The following is an 18,577-nucleotide window of genomic DNA, read 5'->3' as shown; positions in this document are numbered from 1 at the left end:
GTCAGCCCTGGAGCCGGGCCTCGCGGACCTTAGCTCCCTTGGCTTCGGCCGTCGCCCGCAAGGCGTCGGCGAACTCCACCAGCTTCTGCGTGAGCTCTGGATCGCCGGTGCCGAGGATGCGCGCCGCCAGCAGCCCCGCGTTGCGCGCATTGCCGATCGCGACGGTGGCCACAGGTACGCCGCTGGGCATCTGGACGATCGAGAGCAACGAGTCCATCCCGTCCAGGTATTTCAGCGGCACCGGGACACCGATGACCGGCAGCGGCGTGAGTGAGGCCAGCATGCCGGGCAGATGCGCTGCCCCACCGGCCCCGGCGATGATCACCTCCAGGCCGCGACCATGCGCCTCGCGTCCGTACGCGACCATCGCGTCGGCCATCCGGTGAGCGGAAACGACATCGGCCTCGTACGCGATCCCGAACTCGGCCAGGGCTTCCGCGGCGGCGCTCATCACCGGCCAGTCGGAGTCCGACCCCATCACGATGCCTACCCGGGCTCCGGTCCCGCTCATATGTCTTCTCCCATCAGATAGCCGGCGGCATGCCGGGCCCGTTTGCGGACCTCGTCGACATCACTCCCGTACGTGGTCACGTGACCGACTTTGCGGCCCGGCCGGACGTCCTTGCCGTACAGCTGGACCCGCAGCCGGCGATCGCGGGCGAAGCAGTGCAGCAGCGCCGAGGGCAGATCTGTCACGGTGCCACCGAGCACGTTGGCCATCACGGTGACCGGTTCACGGGCACCAGGATCGCCGAGCGGCAGATCGACGACGGCCCGCAGGTGGTTCTCGAACTGCGACGTATGCGCCCCGTCGATGCTCCAGTGTCCGGTGTTGTGCGGCCGCATTGCCAATTCGTTGACGGCGACGCTGCCGTCGGCGCGCTCCATCAGCTCGACGGCCAGGATGCCGACCGTGCCGAGCTCGTGGGCGATGTTCAATGCCAGCTGCTGGATCTCGACCGCCCGGTCATCGTCGAGATCGGGCGCCGGCGTCGTCGTCTCGACACAGACCCCATTGCGCTGGATGGACTCCGAAACCGGATATGCGACCGCCTGGCCCGATGGGGAGCGGACCACGAGGGCACTCAGCTCACGACGGAAGTCGATGAACTCCTCGGCAACCACCTGCACATCCGGTTTGAGGTTCTCGAACGGCTGGCCGGCCTCAGCAGCCGAATCTAGCTTCCAGACGCCCTTGCCGTCATAGCCACCGCGCGAGGTCTTGGCGATCACCGGCCAGCCGATCTCGTCGCCGAACGCAATCAGCGCGGCCGGGTCGGCAACGACCCGATAGGTCGGGCAGGGTGCGCCGAAACCGCTCAACCGATCCCGCATCACGGCCTTGTCCTGGGCATGCACGAGCGCCTCTGGCCCAGGTCGGACGGCGATCCCGGCCTCCTCCAGCTCGTGCAGCAGATCGGTGGGTACGTGCTCGTGGTCAAAGGTGATCACGTCGCAGCCGGCGGCGAAGGCCCTGACGGTGTCCGGGTCGGTGTAGTCGCCGACCGTCACGTCGTGCACGACCTGAGCGGCGGAGACCGTCGGACCCTCGGCCAGCAGCTTGAGGTGCAGACCGAGCCCGGTCGCCGCCTCGTCCATCATTCTGGCCAACTGTCCGCCGCCGATCACGCCGACGACAAAGGGACGTGAGGCCGACGAACGAGCTGGGGCCACAGAAGGAGATGGGGATTGCACTGTCACCAGCGAAGCCTATTAGGCACACCGAATCCTGGTCGAACCGGCGCCCATCACTGTTGACCAGAACAAGCTGCAGGATTATCCCCGATGTCGGTGATAATTCTTCAGCTAACTTGGGCCTTCAGCTAACTCGGGCCGCCAGCTCCAGCTTCGCGTACAGATCCTCGAACATCAGCCGGACGTCCAGGCGGGAGAAGACCCGAACCGCGACGCACCGGGACGGCACTGGCGAGCCCGACCAGCTCGAGCACGACCGAGGCCGCCTCGACCGCCCGGGCGGCACTGTCTCCGCTGGGTACGAACGGGTCGCCCAGGGCGAGGTGCGAGCCGATCACGGCACGCATCTCCACCGACGGCGACAGCAGGTGGTGCGCCAGCTGGAAGAGGCCGTCAGGGTCGCCGGCATAGTCGTTGTCGCTGATCACCTGATACGGCGGGCCGCCCGCCGGCCGGAACGCCGGGAACGTTTCCCTCACCTCGAAACCAGGATCCGCGCCGCGTCGGCGATGCCGTTCGGCGACATGCCGTAGCGATCCAGCAGATAGCCGGCCGACCCGGTCGGCGCGAACTCCGGCACGCCGAGAATCGTCATCCTGGTCGGATGGTGCTGCACGATCACCTCGGCGACTGCGCTGCCGAGCCCGCCAGCCACCGTGGCCTCTTCAGCAGTGACGATGCCCTTCGTCTCCCGAGCAGCGGCCAGGACGGCCCCGAGGTCGAGCGGCTTGACGGTTGGCATCGAGATCACCCGCGCCGAGATCCCCTCGGCGGCGAGCTTCTCAGCTGCTCTCCGAGCTCGCCACCTTGATCGGGGCGAGCCCCACCTTCGTGCCTGCTCCGGGCCTGGTCGGTGGTGCCGCCATGCGGCAAAGCCTGTTGGCCGATCCGGCAATGGAGACGGTGGCGACCCGTTGGCAGGACCTGACCATGGCCCTGGTAGGGATTGGCAGTCTCCAACCATCCGCCCTGCTGCAGCAGAGCGGCAACGCGATCGCCCCTGATGATCAGGCGACCTTGCTGTCCCTTGGTGCGGTCGGTGATGTCTGCACCCGCTTCTTCGACACCGAAGGGCAGCTGGTGCACAGCGATCTCGACTCGCGCATCGTCGGTATCGACCCTGAGACCTTCCGCGCCATCCCACGCCGGATCGGTTTCGCCGGCGGTGCCCGCAAGCACGAGGCGGTCCGCGCCGCCATCGCCGGGAACTGGGTCAATGTCGTGGTCACCGATCTCGCCACCGCCCGCGCTCTCCTCGCGGCCTGATCCGCTCAATACCCCGGAATGAAGTGGCTGACGTGACCAACACCTACGAGATCACGTCTTCATCGAGAAGGAGCAATTGCAGGTCAAACCGGTCGTTTGGCCTGTAGTTGCTCCTTCTCGAGGGTGGCTTCTCCTTCTCGGCGAACCAGGAGGACCCAGGAGGGCGCGGGCAGCGAACTGCCGGATCCTCTACCTGGTAAGGAAGATTCGGATGTGACGAATGAGGTGCTTGGGTCTCGCAAGTCGCAGCAGCCGCTATTGCGGACGCCGTAGAGGCCCGGAGATCGGCCAATCTCGCGGTTGGCTAGCAAACCAACTCGGGCTGACGAGATCGTCGGTACGCTAGAGCAGTCATGCCGAGTTCCCACCAGCCACCTGCCGCCCCTGTGACCAGCAGTCCTAGCCAGCCACCGTCCCCAGGCGCCGGCTCAGGTCTGCTTCGGCGACTGTGGGACAAGGCGATGCATCTCGGCCCGGAGGCGATCAAGTTCGGGATCGTCGGGCTGACCGGGGTCGCGTTGCAGTTCGTCGTGTTCAACGTGCTGCGGTACGCCGGCGCGGGCGGCGAAGGCGTCCTGGCCGCCAAGCCGATCACCGCGCAGGTGATCGCGATCGGCGCGGCCACCGTGATCACCTATCTCGGCAATCGCTATTGGACCTATCACCATCGGGAGCGCGGCAATCCGCTCCGTGAACTGCCGATCTTCATCCTGCTGAACGGGATCGCGATCGCCATCGGTGCCGCCTGCCTGGCGTTCTCGCACTATGTCCTGGGACTCACCTCACCGCTGGCCGACAACCTCTCCGGCAATGTCATCGGGCTGGGTCTCGGCACCCTGTTCCGGTTCTGGTCCTATCGCAAGTTCGTCTTCACCGGGAGTTGAGGAACGCCGCGATCAGGTCCCGTGGATGAGCTCACTGATGGTGAGGTGCACATCCTCGACATCGGGCACATCGTTGAGCACGACGGGCCGCACATCAGCGGCCGACTGCACCCGCAGTGTGCCGCAGCCGAGCATCCGATCGGACAAACTGCGCTCGAATCGGACGTCATTGACCCTGGCCAGCGGCACGTTCGCACCGGTCTTGTTGAGGATCCCGGTGCGGGTGATCAGCCGGAAGTTGGTGAGCGTGATCGTGGTGGTCCGCCAGCGCAGGTACGGGATGATCGACCACCAGGTGGCCAGCACACCGACCACGATCGCCACCGCGAACTGACCCACCGGCCGATAATCATGCGGGATCAGCGCCGCTCCGGCCCCCAGCAGCGCGCCGCAGAAGATCAGCCCGATCGCCGGCCAGAACAATGCCTTGCCGTGGGTACGCATGTGCATGAGCACGTGCTCCTGTGTACCCAATAGCTTGGCCGACAAACCCACCCCTCCATGCTGACACAGCAGCGCAATCGGACCATCGGCCTGCGGTCTGACCCCGCAGTCTGACAGTAGGAGCGCTGACGGCAGCTCAGCGCAGGTGGGTCACATCACCCGCAGCAAAGACCACGACCTGACCAGCCGTACGCACGCGCAACCGACCTTGGGCATCGACGCCTACAGCTTTGCCCTCCACAGTGCTGCCATCCGGCCGGTGCACCCGGACCTGTCGACCCAAGGTCGCGCAGCGTCGCTCGTACTCCCCGATCAGCTGCTTGTCCCGGCCGTCTTCCCAACGGTGATAGAGCAGCGCCAACGCCGCCAGCACAGTGGACACGATCTCGGCTCGGACGAAGCTCTCCCCCGGGCGCAGAACCGCCAGCGAGGTTGCGGTCGGCACCGGCAGTTGCTCCGCGGTCAGGTGGACGTTGATTCCCATCCCCAGCACGCAGGTGGCGCCGGACGGCGAATCCACCCGCTCGGCCAGGATGCCGCTGATCTTCGCACCCTCGACCAACACGTCGTTGGGCCATTTCAAGGCTGCCGGCACACCGCCCACGGCTCGCAGACTGTCTGCGACCGCCAACCCGGCCAGCAGCGGCAGCCAGGTCCAGTCGGCGGGCTCCCGCTCAGGTCGCAGCAGCACCGACATGGCGATCGAACTGCCGGCCGGCGCGGTCCAGGTCCGGCCCAACCGGCCACGTCCGGCGAGTTGGTGATCGGCGACCAGCACCACTCCCCCAGGCGCGCCGGCTCGGGCTGCCTCAGCCAGGTCGGCGTTCGTCGAATCCGTCTCCGGCACCACGATCAGCTCGTGCCACAGGCTGTCGGCGTCGGCCAGTTCGGTGCGCAGCCGATCAGTGTCCAGCGGATCTCCGTACGTTGCCACGCGGCCACCGTAGTCCGCCGTCAGCAACACGTGGCTACTCAGCCGGCCAGCGCCTTGGCCGGCCGGTCCAGAGCGCCCTCGGCCAACTGCTTGATGCCTGCCTGGATCGCACCGAGCAACACGATGTCGCCGCCGAGGGCAGACGCCGTGACCTCAGGCGGCAACTGTGCGTAGTCCGGCAGCCGCTGGCGACACAAGTCGATCAGCTGGCTCAGCGAGGCGGCCACCGCACCCGCGACGATCACTCGCTCGGGGTTCAGCAGGCTGGCCAGCGCAGCCACGACCCGCGCGAGGCGATCGGCCAGCGCGCGTACGGCCGCGGTCGCCGCCAAGTCCCCTGCGCGCGCCGCCTCGAACACGGCCAGCGACGAGGCAGCGCCGGGGGTCGCGGTCCACAGTCGGCGGGCGGTGGCCGCCAGGCCCTTCTGATCCCCCACTCCACTGATCAGTTCGAGGAAGTGCAGATCACCCGCGCCACCGTCGCGGCCCAGCAACAGCCGCCCGCCGGCGACGATGCCGGCGCCGAACCGCTCTCCGGACAGCAGCACCACGTAATCGCCGTGCGGATCGGCCTCACCGTGCGCCCCTGCCGCCAGCGCCGCCAGGTTGGCGTCGTTGTTGACCAGCACCAACCAGTGCTGCCAATCCGGCCGACCCGCCAGGACCGCGCTGGGGTCGAGTTGCATCCGCGACCAGTAGGTCCCGTGAGCCGCGGCTGGTGTTCCTCCCGACGGCCTGACGGGCGCGGCCAGTCCGAACGAGATCACCCGAACACTGGATGCCGGGATCTCCGCGTCAGCCAGCGCTGCTGCGATCACCTGCCGGATCGCGACCTCACGCTCAGCGCCCTGATCCGCGGCGAACCCGGCCTGACGACGGGCGCGACCGATGATGCCGCCCCGCAGATCAGCCACCGCGACCCTGATCGAGGCATCACCGACATCCACGCCGACCACATAGCCGGCCCCGGCGCAGAAGCTGAACCGGCGCGGTGGTCGGCCCGCGGTCGCGCCAGTCGTCACCGCAGCGACCCCGGACGATTCCTGCAGCCAGCCGAGCCGCACCAGGTCGTCGCAGACGGCGAGCACGGTGGCCCGAGTCAGCCCGGTCAACTCCATCAGTTCGTTGGCGGTCACCGTGTCACCGGCCTCGCTGGCCCATAGCTCGGTCAGCACCAGTCGAGCGTTGGTACGCCGTACGGTCGTCGACGAAGCCGGTGCGATCGACTGAGTCGATGCCAGCGCGATCGATTGAGTCGAGGCAGGCGCGATGGACTGATCAGCCACGTTGACCACGCCCCTTCCGACGGGTAGATTCAGCCATTATATATAGGTCCTGTCGAAAGGTCGTTGGTGTCCACCGAAGCCACCGTGTCAACAGCCCCTGAAGCAGCGTCGAACGCAGAATCAGCGTCGTACGCAGAGTCAACGTCATACGCGCCCGCAGCCGCGGACTGGTGGCGTCAGGCGGTGGTCTACCAGGTCTATCCGCGCAGCTTCGCCGACTCCGACGGCAATGGCATCGGCGATCTGAACGGCATTCGGAGCCGGGTGGACTACCTGGCCGGACTCGGCGTCGACGCGGTCTGGCTCAGCCCGTTCTACCCCTCCGCGCTCGCCGACGGCGGTTATGACGTCGACGACTACCGCGACGTGGCCCCTGAGCTCGGCACCCTGGCCGACTTCGACGCGCTCACTGCCGACCTGCACGCCCGCGGTCTGCGGATGATCGTCGACATCGTCCCCAACCACACCTCGAATCGGCACGCGTGGTTCGTCGAAGCGCTGGCTTCACCGCCCGGCTCGCCGGCCCGCGACCGCTACATCTTCCGCGACGGCCTCGGCGAGGACGGCTCCGTGCCGCCCAGCGACTGGCAGTCGTTCTTCGGTGGCCCGGCCTGGACCCGGCTCCCCGACGGCCAGTGGTATCTGCATCTGTTCGCGCCCGAGCAGCCGGATCTCAACTGGGACAACGCGGAGGTTCGCGCCGACTTCCTGACCACGCTGCGCTTCTGGTCCGACCGTGGTGTCGACGGCTTCCGGGTCGATGTCGCCTCCATGCTGGTCAAGGATCTGAGCGAGCCGTTGCCCACCCAGGCCGAGTTGCCGAACTTCGGCGACGGCCTGCACCCGCTGCGGGATCGGGACGAGGTGCACGAGGTGTACGCCGGCTGGCGGGAGGTCTTCAACTCCTACGACCCACCGCGGATGGCGGTCGCCGAGGCCTGGGTGCCGACCCACCGGCGTCCTCGCTACGCGAGCCCCGACGGCCTGGGACAGGCCTTCAACTTCGATCTGCTGACCGCACCGTGGAGTGCCGATCAGTTCCGCAACGTCATCACCGAGAATCTCGCCCTGGCCACGGCCAGCGGGTCCTCGACCACCTGGGTGCTGTCCAACCACGACGTGGTCCGGCACGCCACCCGCTACGGCAACCAGGGCCACGGCCTCGCCCCGACTGACGACCCGGTCGAACTGCTCGCCCGCGCCAATCCCGAGACGCAGGACCGCGCTCTCGGCGCCCGCCGGGCCAGGGCGGCGACGCTGCTGCTGCTCGCGCTGCCGGGCTCGACCTACCTCTACCAGGGCGAAGAGCTCGGCTTGTTCGAGGTGCCGGAGATCGCCCCCGACCAGCGACAGGATCCGCAGTTCTTCCGTACCGGCGGCACGGCGATCGGCCGCGACGGCTGCCGGGTGCCACTCCCCTGGACCGACGAGGACCCCTCCTACGGTTTCGGCGACGCAGCGCCTCATCTGCCCCAGCCGGACTGGTTCGCCGACTACACCGTCGCCGCCGAGAGCACTGACCCCGATTCCTCGCTCAGCCTCTATCGGACAGCGCTGCGGCTGCGTCGCGAACTGCAGGACATCGAGGCGTTGACGTGGTGCGAGAGCGGTCCGGGAGTGGTGCACTTCCGCCGCCCGAACGGCTGGCACAGCTTGACCAACTTCGGCCCGGCCAGCGTCTCGCTGCCGGACGGCGAGATCCTGCTGACCAGCGCTCCGCTCACCGACGACAAGATCCCGGCGAACACGACTGTCTGGTGGCGGCCGGCCGGGCCGAGCCAGCAGCACTGACCGGCGTGACCGAGTTGGCTGGCGGGCCCGCCAACGAGCCCGCCGTCCGCCTGGCCCAACTGTGGGTCGGCGCGCTCGATGCGCTGGACCCACGCCGGGACGACCCGGCATGGTATCCGGACGTGCTGCAGCTGGCCAAGGAACTGCGCGACGAGGTCAATGACGACGAGTCACTGTTCGACGCGCTGGTCACCAATGCCGTCGTCCTCCAGCAGTTCCTGCTGGAGGTAGCCAGCCGGCCTGGCGGCCGCTACGAGCGAGCGGCCATCGTGTCCCAAGCCGGCCGGCTATTGGTGCCGGACGATCAGCGTCGCAGCCAGACTGCCTCGTCCGCGCCAAGGACCCCGGCGGAGACATCGCCCGATGCCACCAGGGCCTCGGCGTCCTCCGGCAGGGAATAAGGCTCCGGCCCGAAGTTCACCACGCAACGGAAGCCGGGCTCGCGGTCGAAGGCCAGCACCCCCTCGGGCAGGCCCTCGACCCAGCTGAGCCCACCGTCGCCGAGCGCCGGGTTGGCTCGCCGTTCGGCGAGCGCTGTCCGATACAGCGCCAGGTGGCTGTTCGGGTCGCGGTTCTGCGCCTCGACGGTCAAGCCGGACCAGTCGGTCGGCTGGGGCAGCCACGGCGGTGTTTCGGCCGTGCCGAAGCCGTACGGCGGCTGCGTACCGGACCAGGGCATCGGGACCCGGCATCCGTCCCGGCCGCGAATGGTGTGGCCGGAGCGCTCCCAGGTCGGGTCCTGCAGCAGTTCCTCGGGAATGTCCTCGACCTCCTCCAGACCGAGCTCATCACCCTGGTAGACGTACGCTCCGCCGGGCAACGCCAGCTCCAGCAGAACCGCCGCACGGGCCCGCTTGCGACCGAGCGCCACGTCGGTGGCCCCCGCAGGCACCGCGCCGATCCCGGCGAAGGCCTCGTGGTCGATCCCGGTCGGGGTGAAGCGGGCTCCGGTGATCGAACGGCCATAGCGGGTGACCACCCGGGTGGTGTCGTGGTTGGCCAGCACCCAGGTGGGCGGCGCCCCAACCGCGGCGGTGGAGGCCAGCGTCAGATCGATCACGTTCCGCTGTGAGGCCGCCGTCCACTCGCACATCAGCGCGTCGAAGTTGAACGTCGTGTGCAGTTCGTCCGGCCGGATGTATTTGGCCAGTTCCTCGGCGGGGGTCACCCACGCCTCGGAGACATAGACCCGCGGGCCGAGGCCGGAGTCGGCATAGCTGTCGGCGACCGTACGCCAGCGCCGCAGGATGTCGTGCACGTGCGGCTGATTCATGTACGGAGTGCCGGTGAGCACCATCGCGACTGGCTCGCCGGTCTCGGGGTCGACCGCACAGTCCGGCAGACCGGGCGCCTTGGCCATCGAGTTGGCCACGTCGATCCGGAAGCCGTCGATCCCCCGGTCGAACCAGAACCGCAGGATGTCGTCGAACTCGTCGGCGACCGCCGGATTCTCCCAGTTCCAGTCGGGCTGCTTGATGTCGAACAGGTGCAGATACCACTGCCCGGGTGTCCCGTCGGGATTCGTGGTCCGCTCCCAGGCGCCGCCGCCGAACATGGCCGGCCAGTTGTTGGGCGGCTCGTCGCCGTCGGGACCCTGTCCGTCGCGGAAGAGATAGAGCTCTCGCTCCGCCGAGCCCGGTGCGGCAGCCAAGGCCTGCTGGAACCAGGGATGCTCGTCGCTGCTGTGGTTGGGCACCAGGTCGATCAGCACCCGAAGCCCTCGCGCATGTGCCTGCTCGACGAAGGCGTCCGCTTCGGCCAGGGTGCCGAACTCCGGCAGGATGTCGCGATAGTCGCTGACGTCGTAGCCGCCGTCGGCCAGTGGAGACGCGTACCACGGGCTCACCCAGATGGCGTCGACACCGAGTTCGGCGAGGTAGTCGAGCTTGTCGATCATGCCGCGGACATCACCGGTGCCGTCTCCGTCGGCGTCGGCAAACGAGCGTGGATATACCTGGTAGACGACGGCGCTGCGCCACCACTGAGGATCATCGTTGAAGGACATCCCCATAACCTAATGAGGTGACCACCCCACGCGTCGTTCTGGCCTCCGCGTCGCCCGCCCGATATGGCACTCTGCGACGGGCCGGGATTGTTCCCGAGGTCGAAGTCTCCGGCATTGACGAGGACTCGATCCGAGCCCCCTCAGTTCAAGAGTTGGCGTCGGCGCTGGCCCGGGCCAAGGCCGAGGCCGTGGCAGCTCGCCGACTGAGTAGCCACGCTGGTAGTGGCGGCGATGACGAGGTGGTCATCGGCTGCGACTCACTGCTCGAGTTGGACGGTCTTGCGCTTGGCAAGCCGAGAGATGCCGCCGACGCGGTCCGCCGATGGCGGCTGATGCGCGGCCGCAGTGGTGTGCTGCACACCGGACACCACGTGATTCGACTGCCGGGCGGCGCCTCGCGTACCGCGACTGCCTCGACCACCGTCTACTTCGCCGATCTCGACAATGCCGAGATCGACGCGTACGTGGCCACCGGCGAGCCGTTGCAGGTAGCCGGTGCGTTCACCATCGACGGTCTCGGCGGACCGTACGTGACCCGAATCGAGGGTGATCCGCACAACGTGGTCGGCATCAGCCTGCCGTTGCTGCGGTTGCTGCTGGCCGATCTCGGGGTGAGCTGGGCTTCGCTGCGCCAGTGAGCCTTCCCGTACGGGAGATCAGCGCGTACGTACGGGCAGATCAGCGCGTACGGGCAGATCAGCGCGGTCGGAGCACGACGGCCGAGTTGGCGCCCGTACCGGTGAAGCCGCCGGTCCAGCCGTGGCCGGCAAACGTCATCGCCTGGCCGGCAGCCGCCCTCGCATCGATGGTGAATCCCTCCTGAGGAAGAGTGGCTCGCAGATAGTCCTCGATCAGCTCCGGGCTCGGACTGGCCAAGACGATGGTGACCACATTGGGCTGATCGACCCGGGTCGAGATCTGCAGATTGCTCGGCAGGGAGAACTCATCCAGCGGTCCGTTGTTGAAGCCCAGCTGGCGAAGGGTCAAACCGGCCAGCGCCCGGGTCGGCGTGGGCGTTGGCGTCGGCGACTCGGTGGGTGAGGCGCTGACCGAGGGAATCGGTGAGCTCGATGGCGGCTGCGGTGGTTCTTCGGGTGCTGCACCGCATCCCGCCAGCGCCACCGCGGCGATGACCGCGCCCAGCGCCATCCGACCTCTAACCACCCACGAAGGGTAGTCGTTACGGAGTCGCGGTGAGCCTGTCCCCGGCTACCGTCGTCAGGTGGATGCGCAGCTCACCCGCCGCTCGATGCTCAGGTTGTTGGCGGGCCTCTCGGCCACCGGCATCGGGCTCGCCGGCTGCGGCGTCGGTGCGGATCCGGTCAACCCGCTGCCCGCCGAGCAGCTCGTCTTCGGAGTCTCCTCGGTCTCGCCGTGGTCGTCCTCACTGGGCTGGGCGCTGCAGACACCGTCGTTGCTGCTCTACGGCAGTGGTCGCATCATCAGCCAGGATCCAGGCGATCCTGCCGGACCAGGCACGTACACCACCGCCCAGGTTGATCCTCTGGCAGTCGCCCGCCTGGTCGCCCAGTGCGAGCGATCCGGTCTGCTCACCGCCGACTACGACGTCCTTCCGGTGACCGACCTGCCCTCGACCCGGGTCTGGTCGCATGGTGCCACGGGCTCGCAGGAAGTCTCGGTCTACGGCCTGTCGGAGTCCTTCGACGAGTACGCCTCGATCCTGAATCGGCGCCGACGCAAGCAGCTCCGTACCCTGATCTTCGATGCAGAGGCACTGATCGGCGACGGCGGCAGCACGTACGTCCCAGATCGAGTGGTCGTGCTCGAACAGCGCACTCAGGGAACGGCCACCATCCGCTGGCCGGGCCCCAATCCCGACAGCTTCCTGCACCAGCCATCGAATGTGCGCCGGAATTCCATCGCCTGCGGCACCCTCACCGGTTCGACCGCGGCGGCCGTCTATGCCGCCGCCCGCGCCAATCCCGACCAGCTCTGGCTCGTTGGCAACCGGTCGAGGGTGCTGGCAGTGAATCCGCTCCCGGTCGAGATTGACTGCTGATCTTCGAGAATCTGCCAGACACCTGGCCCGGCTGAGCGCGATCTGAGCGTAGATATCCGCACCGTACACAAAGGACTGGCGCGGAGCTCAGCGCTCGGCGACGAACCGCCGAGCCACTGAAATGTCGTAGTCGCCGAGTCCCCGCTCGACCAGCTCGTCGAAGGCTGCGCTCAGCGCAGGCAGCAAGATCGGGTGGGTGTCGGTGGCCTCGGCGACGGCAGTGGCGAACGACAGGTCTTTCACCATGTACTTGGCGACACCCGACGGGCTGTAGTCCGCAGTGACGATCCGATCACCGCGTGTGGTGAGGAGGCGGCTGCCGGCATAGCCGCCCGCCAACAGGTCGAACAGCTTCGCCAGGTCCAGTCCGCTGCGGTCCGCGAGCACGGCCGCCTCGCCCAGGGCCAGGATCGTCGCGGACACGATCATCTGGTTGCAGGCCTTGGCCACCTCGCCGGCACCGAGCGGTCCCAGGTGGACCGGGGTGCCACAGGCGGCCAGCACCGGCAAGGCCCTGGCCACGTCGGCGTCCGCACCGCCGACCATGATCGACAACGTGCCGGCAACAGCGCCGTCCACTCCGCCAGACACCGGGGCATCGACGACCTTGACGGCACCGTCTGTCTGCTCGAGCAGCCGTTCGGCCAGCTCCCGCACACCCGTCGGTGAGGACGTCGAGGAGATGATCAACAGCAGGTCGTCCGGAACCGCAGCCAGCAGACCGTCCGGCCCGGCCAGCACCTGCTCCACCTCCGGCAGGTCCGGCAGCATCAACAGCACCACGTCGCAGCCGGTGGCCAACGACCGCGCAGTGTCATGCCAGTGCGCGCCGGACTCGATCAAGGCCTGGTGCTTGTCCTTGACCCGACCGGTAATCCGGACGGGCCCACCTGAGCGTCGGAGCAGGTTGGCCGTCATCGGCGCACCCATGGCGCCGAGCCCGATCACACCGACCGTCGTCACATCTCCATCGACCATTGCCATAGGATCCAGCATAACGAACGCTATTCAGCATTGTGAATGGATGAGCCCGATGAAGACCGAGACAGACCGCTCCCCGGCCCCAGCAGTCACCCGAGCCCTAGCGATCCTCCGCCTGCTCGCCGACTCCCGGGGAGAGCCGATCAGCCTGGCTGATCTCGCCCGCGGGATCGGAGCGGCGAAGTCATCGACCTCCAACCTGTGCCAGGCCCTGGAGGACGAGGAGATGATCGCCCGGAAGCCCAGCGGCTACGTCCTCGGACGACGCAATGTCGAGCTCGGCGGCGCATACGTCGCCCAGTTCAATCAGCTGCGCGAGTTCTACTCGTTCTGCGAATCCGCTCCCCTGCTGTCCCAAGAGATCGTGCAGATCGCGATGCTGCACGACACCGAGGCGGTCTATCTGGCTCGCCACGAAGGCCGCGCCACCATGCAACTGACCGCCAGCATCGGGAGCCGATTCCCCGCCGCACCGACCGCGATCGGCAATGCCCTGCTGACCACGCTCACCGACGCCGAGATCATCGAGCGGTTTCGCGGGCAACAGCACTTCCCGCAGCTGACCACGAACAGCGTCCGCACCGTGCCCGCCCTGCTGACCAAGGTCAGGGCCGCACGAGAGCGCGGACACGCGATCGACGACAACGAGGTACATCCAGGCATCTTCGGGGTAGCGGTCGTGCTGCCCCCATGGACCAGCGGCGACCAGCCACTGGCGATGGGAACCTCGCTGATGGCGAGCATGGCCACGCCCGACTTCGTCGCCCGGATCGTCGCCGAGCTGCACGAAGGGGTGTATCGACTGAGCAACCCGCTCTACCGCGCCACGCTCAACTGAACTCCCACCGTTCAGCCTATTGAACTGCGTTCAGTGGGCTGATGCCGGCCCTGTCGCAGGTGTCACGAGAGGCCGAGACTGCGGATCGGCAGCACGCGCGGAGTTGCGGTCGACTCCCGGACAACCAGTTCGGCCGACACGGCCTTCCGCCGCGGCCGAGCGGCGGCAGGTCGGGTCGCCAGCTCCAGCGCGTCCCGGCCCATCCGCTCCAGCGGAAACCGTGCGGTGGTCAGACTCGGATAGAGCAGCTCAGCCACCGACACGTCGTCGATTCCCGCGACCGAGATCTCCCCGGGCACCGAGACCCCCAGCCGACGCAGGGCGACGAGGATCGCGATGGCCATCGAATCGTTGAGCGCGAGAATGGCAGTGACATCGGGCCAGTCGCGAAGCGCCTGGATCGCCGCCGGTCCAGCGCCCTCCGCGGTGAAGTCCGTCGGCACCACGTGCCAGCGCGCCCCGGCGCGCGAGAGCACCTCCTGCGCCCCGGCCAGCCGGTCCTGCACCGTGGTCAGTGCAGCGGGCCCGGATACGATCGCGATCTCCTGGTGACCGAGCTCGACGAGATGCTCGGCCACGGCACGCGCCGCGCCGCGGTTGTCCGGCAGCAGCGCATCGACACCCAGCTGGTGCCGCCCGACAACGGCCACCCGCCCGCCGTTGCGCTGATAGGTCGACAGCAGCCGCCGAGCCTCGGCCTCCTGCTCGCCGTCGACGTAGCCCGAGCCTGCGATCACGATCACTCTCGCCCGTTGCGCCACGAGTGAGTGGAGCTGCTTGACCTCACGCTGCGGATCACGACCGGAGTGGGCGACCTGCACGATGAGGCCTCGCTCCTCCGCGGCGTGCACGACACCGGCGGCAATCTCGGTGAAATAGGGATCGTCGATCTGGTGCACGATCAGGCCGGCGATCGACGTCGTACCGCCGGCCAAGGTCTGGGCGTGGGTGTTGACCACATAGCCCAGGTCCTCGGCTGTCTTGCGGACCCGGGCCGCCACCTCGTCGCTCACCCCGGTCAGCCCGCGCAACGAGCGTGAGGCCGTGGCCAGCGAGACACCGGCGGCGTCGGCCACGTCGGCCAGCCGCATGGGGCCGTTACTCATCCGTCTCCCCTCTCAGGAGTTCGCGGCCAGCAGTTCATCGCCGACAAACAGTTGCGCCGCCGACAAGCCGCAGCGTACGCTTACGTAAGCGCTTTCGTTAAACGCTTACGCGCACGATCTCGACAACGGGATCTCGATTCGGCCATCAACCAAAGGAGCGACTGTGGCAGAGCGGACCATCAAGGTGATCATGAACGGAGTCACCGGGCGGATGGGCTATCGGCAGCACCTCCTGCGGTCGATCCTGGCGATCCGCGATGCCGGCGGCGTCGTTGTCGGTGGCGATCGGCTTCAGGTCGAGCCAGTGCTCGTCGGCCGCAGCGCCGACAAGCTGTCGGCGCTGGCCAAGCAGCACGACATCGCACACTGGACCACCGATCTCGACGCCGCGCTCGCCGATCCTCAGGCTCGGATCTACTTCGATGCGCAGGTCACCTCGGCCCGCAAGGAGGCCATCCTCAAGGGGCTGGCGGCCGGCAAACACATCTTCACCGAGAAGCCGATCGCCGAGTCCGTCGCCGATGGTCTCGAGCTCGTCTCCGCCGCGGAGCAGGCCGGGGCAATCACCGGTGTCGTGCATGACAAGCTCTATCTGCCGGCTCTGGTCAAGCTGAAGCGGCTGATCGATCTCGGCTTCTTCGGTCGCATCCTCTAGGTCCGTTGCGAGTTCGGCTATTGGGTGTTCGAGGGCGACATCATTCCCGCCCAACGGCCGAGTTGGAACTATCGCGCCGAGGACGGCGGCGGCATGGTGCTCGACATGTTCTGCCACTGGAACTACGTCCTGGAGAACCTGTTCGGCCGTGTCGAGGCCGTCACGGCCAAGGCCGTCACCCACATCCCGGAACGCTGGGACGAGAACGGCAACGTCTACACCGCCACGGCCGACGACGCCGCGTACGGCATCTTCGAGCTCTCCGGCGGCATCATCGCCCAGATCAACTCGTCCTGGGCGGTTCGGGTCGATCGCGGGGAACTCGTCGAGTTCCAGGTCGACGGCACCCATGGCTCCGCGGTCGCCGGCCTGTTCGGCTGCCGGATCCAGCCGCGCGCCCAGACCCCGAAACCGGTCTGGAACCCCGACATTCCCACCGATCAGGACTTCCGCGGCCAGTGGGAGCAGATTCCCGACCTCGAGGAGTATCCCAACGGCTTCCGCGCCCAGTGGGAGCAGTTCCTCCGTGATGTCCATGCCGGCCGGCCGCACGGCTACGACCTCGCGGCCGGTGTCCGTGGTCTACGGCTGGTCGAGGCCGGTCTGCAGTCCTCGGCCGAGGGCCGCCGGGTCGAGATCGGACAGCTGTGAGTTCCGTCCGTCTTCCCCAGACCGACGGCTCGTTGCGGACCGTCGCGCTGGCCGAGCCACGGTCCTGGGCCGAGCATCCACAGCCCTACACCAGCCGCGTCGCCTTCGCCGCCGCGCACGTCGTCGCCGACCCGTACGGGGAGAACGTCCCCGGCGCACCGGCTGTCGTGGACTGGGACGCCACCTTGGCGTTTCGTCGCCATCTGTTCCGCTATGGACTCGGTGTCGCGGAGGCCATGGACACAGCCCAGCGCAACATGGGTCTCGACTGGGCGGCCACCCAGGAGCTGATCTCGCGGAGCGCAGCGCAGGCGCTCGAGCTCGGCGCCCGGATCGCGTCCGGCGTCGGCACAGATCACCTGCCGGCCGGGCCGGTCAGTCTCGACCAGGTGATCGCCGGCTACGGCGAACAGTTGGAGTTCGTCGAGGGCACCGGCTCGCAGGTGATCTTGATGGCCTCGCGCCAGTTGGCGGCAAGCGCGCGACACGCCGACGACTACCTGCGGGTCTATGACACGCTGCTGTCGCAGGTGAGCCGGCCGGTGATCCTGCACTGGCTGGGTGAGGCGTTCGACCCGAGCCTGGCCGGCTATTGGGGCAGCTCCGATGTCGAGGTCGCGACCGATACCTTCGTCGGTCTGCTGACGTCGCACGCAGACAGGATCGACGGCGTGAAGGTCTCCCTGTTGTCGGCCGAGCACGAGATCGGCCTACGGGCCCGGCTGCCCCAGGGCGTCCGCCTCTACACCGGTGACGACTTCAACTACCCGGAGCTGATCGAGGGCGACGGCACTCATCACTCCGACGCGCTGCTCGGCGCGTTCGCGGCGATCGCCCCGGCTGCTTCCGCCGCGTTGGCTGCGCTGGACATGGGCGACGTGGCGACGTACCGCGCCGAAATGGAGCCCACGCTGGAACTGTCCCGGCACGTGTTCGCGGCGCCGACCTTCTACTACAAGACCGGGATCGCCTTCCTGGCTTGGCTCTCGGGCCATCAGGACGGCTTCACCATGGTCGGCGGACTGCAGTCAGCCCGCTCGCCCGTCCACCTCGCCCGGGTGTTCGAGCTGGCCAACGCCGTACGGCTGCTGCCCGATCCCGAGCTCGCGGCCCATCGCCTCGGGCTCGTCCTCGACGCGGCAGGCTTCGATGCGGCGGGCTTCGACCGATGAGCCGACTCTCGCTCAATCAGAAGACCACCAACTCCTGGTCACTGCGCGAGGCCATCGACGGCACGGTCGCGGCGGGTCTGTCCAGCATCGGCATCTGGCGCGAGCCGCTCGCCGAGGCCGGCCTGGAGAACGCCCGGAACTGGCTGGCCGACACCGGGCTGCGGGTTTCGTCGTTGTGCCGCGGCGGCTTCTTCACCGCCGCCGATCCGGCGCAGATCGAGGCCGCACACGCCGACAACCTGCGGGCCATCGACGAGGCGGCCGCGATCGGCACCGACACGCTGTGCCTGGTTCCCGGCGGCCTCCCGGACGGTGACCGAGACCTGATCGGTGCTCGGTCACGCGCGGCCGAGGCGATCGGCCGCCTGGTCCCGTACGCCAGGGAACGCGGCATCCGGCTCGGCATCGAGCCGATGAACCCGATCTACGCCGCCGACCGAGGGGTGGTCTCCACCCTCGGGCAGGCGCTCGACATCGCCGAACAGTTCGGCGCGGACGAGGTCGGAGTCGTGTTCGACACCTTCCACGTCTGGTGGGATCCGGCCTTGCGTGAGCAGATCCTCCGGGCCGGGGAGCGGATCTACAGCTATCAGATCTGCGACTGGATCACCCCGCTGCCGGCCGACACGCTGCTGGCCCGCGGCATGATGGGTGACGGCCACATCGACTTCGGCGTCATCACCGGGTGGGTGACCGAGACCGGATACTCCGGCGACGTCGAGGTGGAGATCTTCAACGCCGACATCTGGGCCACCCCGGGCGAGCAGGTCCTGGCCACGATGACGGAGCGCTACACCGAACTCGTGGAGCCTTATCTGTGACAGCCTGCTCAGATCTGTGATGGCCTGC

20 protein-coding genes and 2 pseudogenes are annotated in these 18,577 nt (G+C 67.9%); 11 read left to right on the top strand and 11 right to left on the bottom strand.

Going from position 1 to position 18,577, the window contains the following annotated elements:
• Position 1: 1 nt before the first annotated feature.
• The 4 genes and pseudogenes from purE to MLP_RS28900 form a co-directional block, all read right to left on the bottom strand.
• Positions 2–511: a 5-(carboxyamino)imidazole ribonucleotide mutase gene (purE, locus tag MLP_RS06630; protein WP_013862258.1), complete on the bottom strand. Its 510-nt coding sequence runs from the start codon at positions 509–511 to the stop codon at positions 2–4.
• A complete protein-coding gene (locus MLP_RS06625; protein WP_013862257.1) occupies positions 508–1,701 on the bottom strand; it encodes a 5-(carboxyamino)imidazole ribonucleotide synthase in 1,194 nt (397 codons plus the stop codon). The genes purE and MLP_RS06625 overlap by 4 nt, the downstream gene beginning before the upstream one ends.
• Before the next feature lie 122 nt (positions 1,702–1,823).
• Entirely contained in the window at positions 1,824–2,174 is a 351-nt protein-coding gene (locus tag MLP_RS28505) for a hypothetical protein (RefSeq protein ID WP_013862256.1), read from the bottom strand.
• Positions 2,171–2,482, bottom strand: a pseudogene (locus MLP_RS28900) (transketolase C-terminal domain-containing protein); the annotation flags it as partial. The pseudogene MLP_RS28900 and the gene MLP_RS28505, both read right to left, overlap by 4 nt.
• On the opposite strand from MLP_RS28900, the gene MLP_RS27295 reads away from it, so the two are divergent.
• Together MLP_RS27295 and MLP_RS06605 are read left to right on the top strand one after the other, a co-directional pair.
• Entirely contained in the window at positions 2,431–2,961 is a 531-nt protein-coding gene (locus MLP_RS27295; protein ID WP_013862254.1) for a sugar-binding domain-containing protein, read from the top strand. The pseudogene MLP_RS28900 and the gene MLP_RS27295 overlap by 52 nt on opposite strands.
• Positions 2,962–3,314: 353 nt before the next feature.
• Entirely contained in the window at positions 3,315–3,845 is a 531-nt protein-coding gene (locus MLP_RS06605) for a GtrA family protein (RefSeq protein WP_013862253.1), read from the top strand.
• 12 nt (positions 3,846–3,857) lie between these two features.
• Here MLP_RS06605 and MLP_RS06600 read toward each other — a convergent pair whose 3' ends face one another.
• The 3 genes from MLP_RS06600 to MLP_RS06590 all read right to left on the bottom strand — a co-directional run bounded on the left by MLP_RS06600 (position 3,858) and on the right by MLP_RS06590 (position 6,509).
• Entirely contained in the window at positions 3,858–4,295 is a 438-nt protein-coding gene (locus MLP_RS06600) for a PH domain-containing protein (protein WP_083843723.1), read from the bottom strand.
• A gap of 130 nt (positions 4,296–4,425) precedes the next feature.
• On the bottom strand, positions 4,426–5,223 hold the full coding sequence (locus MLP_RS06595) for a biotin--[acetyl-CoA-carboxylase] ligase (protein ID WP_197536512.1): 798 nt from the start codon (positions 5,221–5,223) through the stop codon (positions 4,426–4,428).
• Positions 5,224–5,261: 38 nt separating this feature from the next.
• Positions 5,262–6,509, bottom strand: a complete 1,248-nt coding sequence (locus MLP_RS06590; RefSeq protein WP_156821061.1) for an ROK family protein — start codon at positions 6,507–6,509, stop codon at positions 5,262–5,264.
• A 183-nt stretch (positions 6,510–6,692) separates the two neighbouring features.
• Between MLP_RS06590 and MLP_RS06585 the strand changes: the two genes are divergently transcribed.
• Together MLP_RS06585 and MLP_RS27890 are read left to right on the top strand one after the other, a co-directional pair.
• Entirely contained in the window at positions 6,693–8,300 is a 1,608-nt protein-coding gene (locus MLP_RS06585; RefSeq protein ID WP_197536511.1) for a glycoside hydrolase family 13 protein, read from the top strand.
• Positions 8,267–8,701, top strand: a complete 435-nt coding sequence (locus MLP_RS27890) for a hypothetical protein (protein ID WP_156821059.1) — start codon at positions 8,267–8,269, stop codon at positions 8,699–8,701. The genes MLP_RS06585 and MLP_RS27890 overlap by 34 nt, the downstream gene beginning before the upstream one ends.
• Here the strand turns inward: MLP_RS27890 and MLP_RS06580 are convergent.
• On the bottom strand, positions 8,605–10,311 hold the full coding sequence (locus tag MLP_RS06580) for a glycoside hydrolase family 13 protein (RefSeq protein ID WP_013862247.1): 1,707 nt from the start codon (positions 10,309–10,311) through the stop codon (positions 8,605–8,607). The genes MLP_RS27890 and MLP_RS06580 overlap by 97 nt on opposite strands.
• A gap of 11 nt (positions 10,312–10,322) precedes the next feature.
• Between MLP_RS06580 and MLP_RS06575 the strand changes: the two genes are divergently transcribed.
• Positions 10,323–10,943: a Maf family protein gene (locus tag MLP_RS06575; RefSeq protein ID WP_013862246.1), complete on the top strand. Its 621-nt coding sequence runs from the start codon at positions 10,323–10,325 to the stop codon at positions 10,941–10,943.
• Between the two features lie 58 nt (positions 10,944–11,001).
• Here MLP_RS06575 and MLP_RS06570 read toward each other — a convergent pair whose 3' ends face one another.
• A complete protein-coding gene (locus tag MLP_RS06570; RefSeq protein WP_156821058.1) occupies positions 11,002–11,469 on the bottom strand; it encodes a hypothetical protein in 468 nt (155 codons plus the stop codon).
• A 58-nt stretch (positions 11,470–11,527) separates the two neighbouring features.
• Here MLP_RS06570 and MLP_RS26145 point away from each other — a divergent pair, with 58 nt between their 5' ends.
• Positions 11,528–12,325 carry a hypothetical protein gene (locus MLP_RS26145; protein WP_013862244.1) on the top strand — a complete coding sequence of 266 codons (798 nt, stop codon included), beginning with the start codon at positions 11,528–11,530 and terminating at the stop codon, positions 12,323–12,325.
• Between the two features lie 87 nt (positions 12,326–12,412).
• Here the strand turns inward: MLP_RS26145 and MLP_RS06560 are convergent, their stop codons facing one another.
• Positions 12,413–13,309: an NAD(P)-dependent oxidoreductase gene (locus MLP_RS06560; RefSeq protein WP_156821057.1), complete on the bottom strand. Its 897-nt coding sequence runs from the start codon at positions 13,307–13,309 to the stop codon at positions 12,413–12,415.
• 49 nt (positions 13,310–13,358) lie between these two features.
• Here MLP_RS06560 and MLP_RS06555 point away from each other — a divergent pair, with 49 nt between their 5' ends.
• The gene (locus tag MLP_RS06555; protein ID WP_013862242.1) at positions 13,359–14,144 is read left to right on the top strand and encodes an IclR family transcriptional regulator; all 786 of its coding nucleotides are present in this window, start codon (positions 13,359–13,361) and stop codon (positions 14,142–14,144) included.
• A 62-nt stretch (positions 14,145–14,206) separates the two neighbouring features.
• Here MLP_RS06555 and MLP_RS06550 read toward each other — a convergent pair whose 3' ends face one another.
• The gene (locus MLP_RS06550) at positions 14,207–15,250 is read right to left on the bottom strand and encodes a LacI family DNA-binding transcriptional regulator (RefSeq protein ID WP_013862241.1); all 1,044 of its coding nucleotides are present in this window, start codon (positions 15,248–15,250) and stop codon (positions 14,207–14,209) included.
• Positions 15,251–15,413: 163 nt separating this feature from the next.
• On the opposite strand from MLP_RS06550, the gene MLP_RS28895 reads away from it, so the two are divergent.
• The 4 genes and pseudogenes from MLP_RS28895 to MLP_RS06535 all read left to right on the top strand — a co-directional run bounded on the left by MLP_RS28895 (position 15,414) and on the right by MLP_RS06535 (position 18,549).
• Positions 15,414–15,905: a Gfo/Idh/MocA family protein gene (locus MLP_RS28895; protein ID WP_013862240.1), complete on the top strand. Its 492-nt coding sequence runs from the start codon at positions 15,414–15,416 to the stop codon at positions 15,903–15,905.
• Between the two features lie 12 nt (positions 15,906–15,917).
• Positions 15,918–16,556, top strand: a pseudogene (locus MLP_RS28890) (Gfo/Idh/MocA family protein); the annotation flags it as partial.
• Positions 16,553–17,728 carry a dihydrodipicolinate synthase family protein gene (locus tag MLP_RS06540; protein ID WP_013862238.1) on the top strand — a complete coding sequence of 392 codons (1,176 nt, stop codon included), beginning with the start codon at positions 16,553–16,555 and terminating at the stop codon, positions 17,726–17,728. The pseudogene MLP_RS28890 and the gene MLP_RS06540, both read left to right, overlap by 4 nt.
• Positions 17,725–18,549, top strand: coding sequence for a sugar phosphate isomerase/epimerase family protein (locus MLP_RS06535; protein ID WP_013862237.1), 825 nt, complete (start codon positions 17,725–17,727; stop codon positions 18,547–18,549). Before MLP_RS06540 ends, MLP_RS06535 begins: the two co-directional genes overlap by 4 nt.
• The last annotated feature ends 28 nt before the right edge of the window (positions 18,550–18,577 follow it).

The organism is Microlunatus phosphovorus NM-1 (assembly GCF_000270245.1).
Lineage (GTDB): Bacteria > Actinomycetota > Actinomycetes > Propionibacteriales > Propionibacteriaceae > Microlunatus > Microlunatus phosphovorus.
The sequence above is the reverse complement of the archived record's forward strand: the minus strand, read 5'-3'. Positions and strand labels throughout refer to the sequence as shown.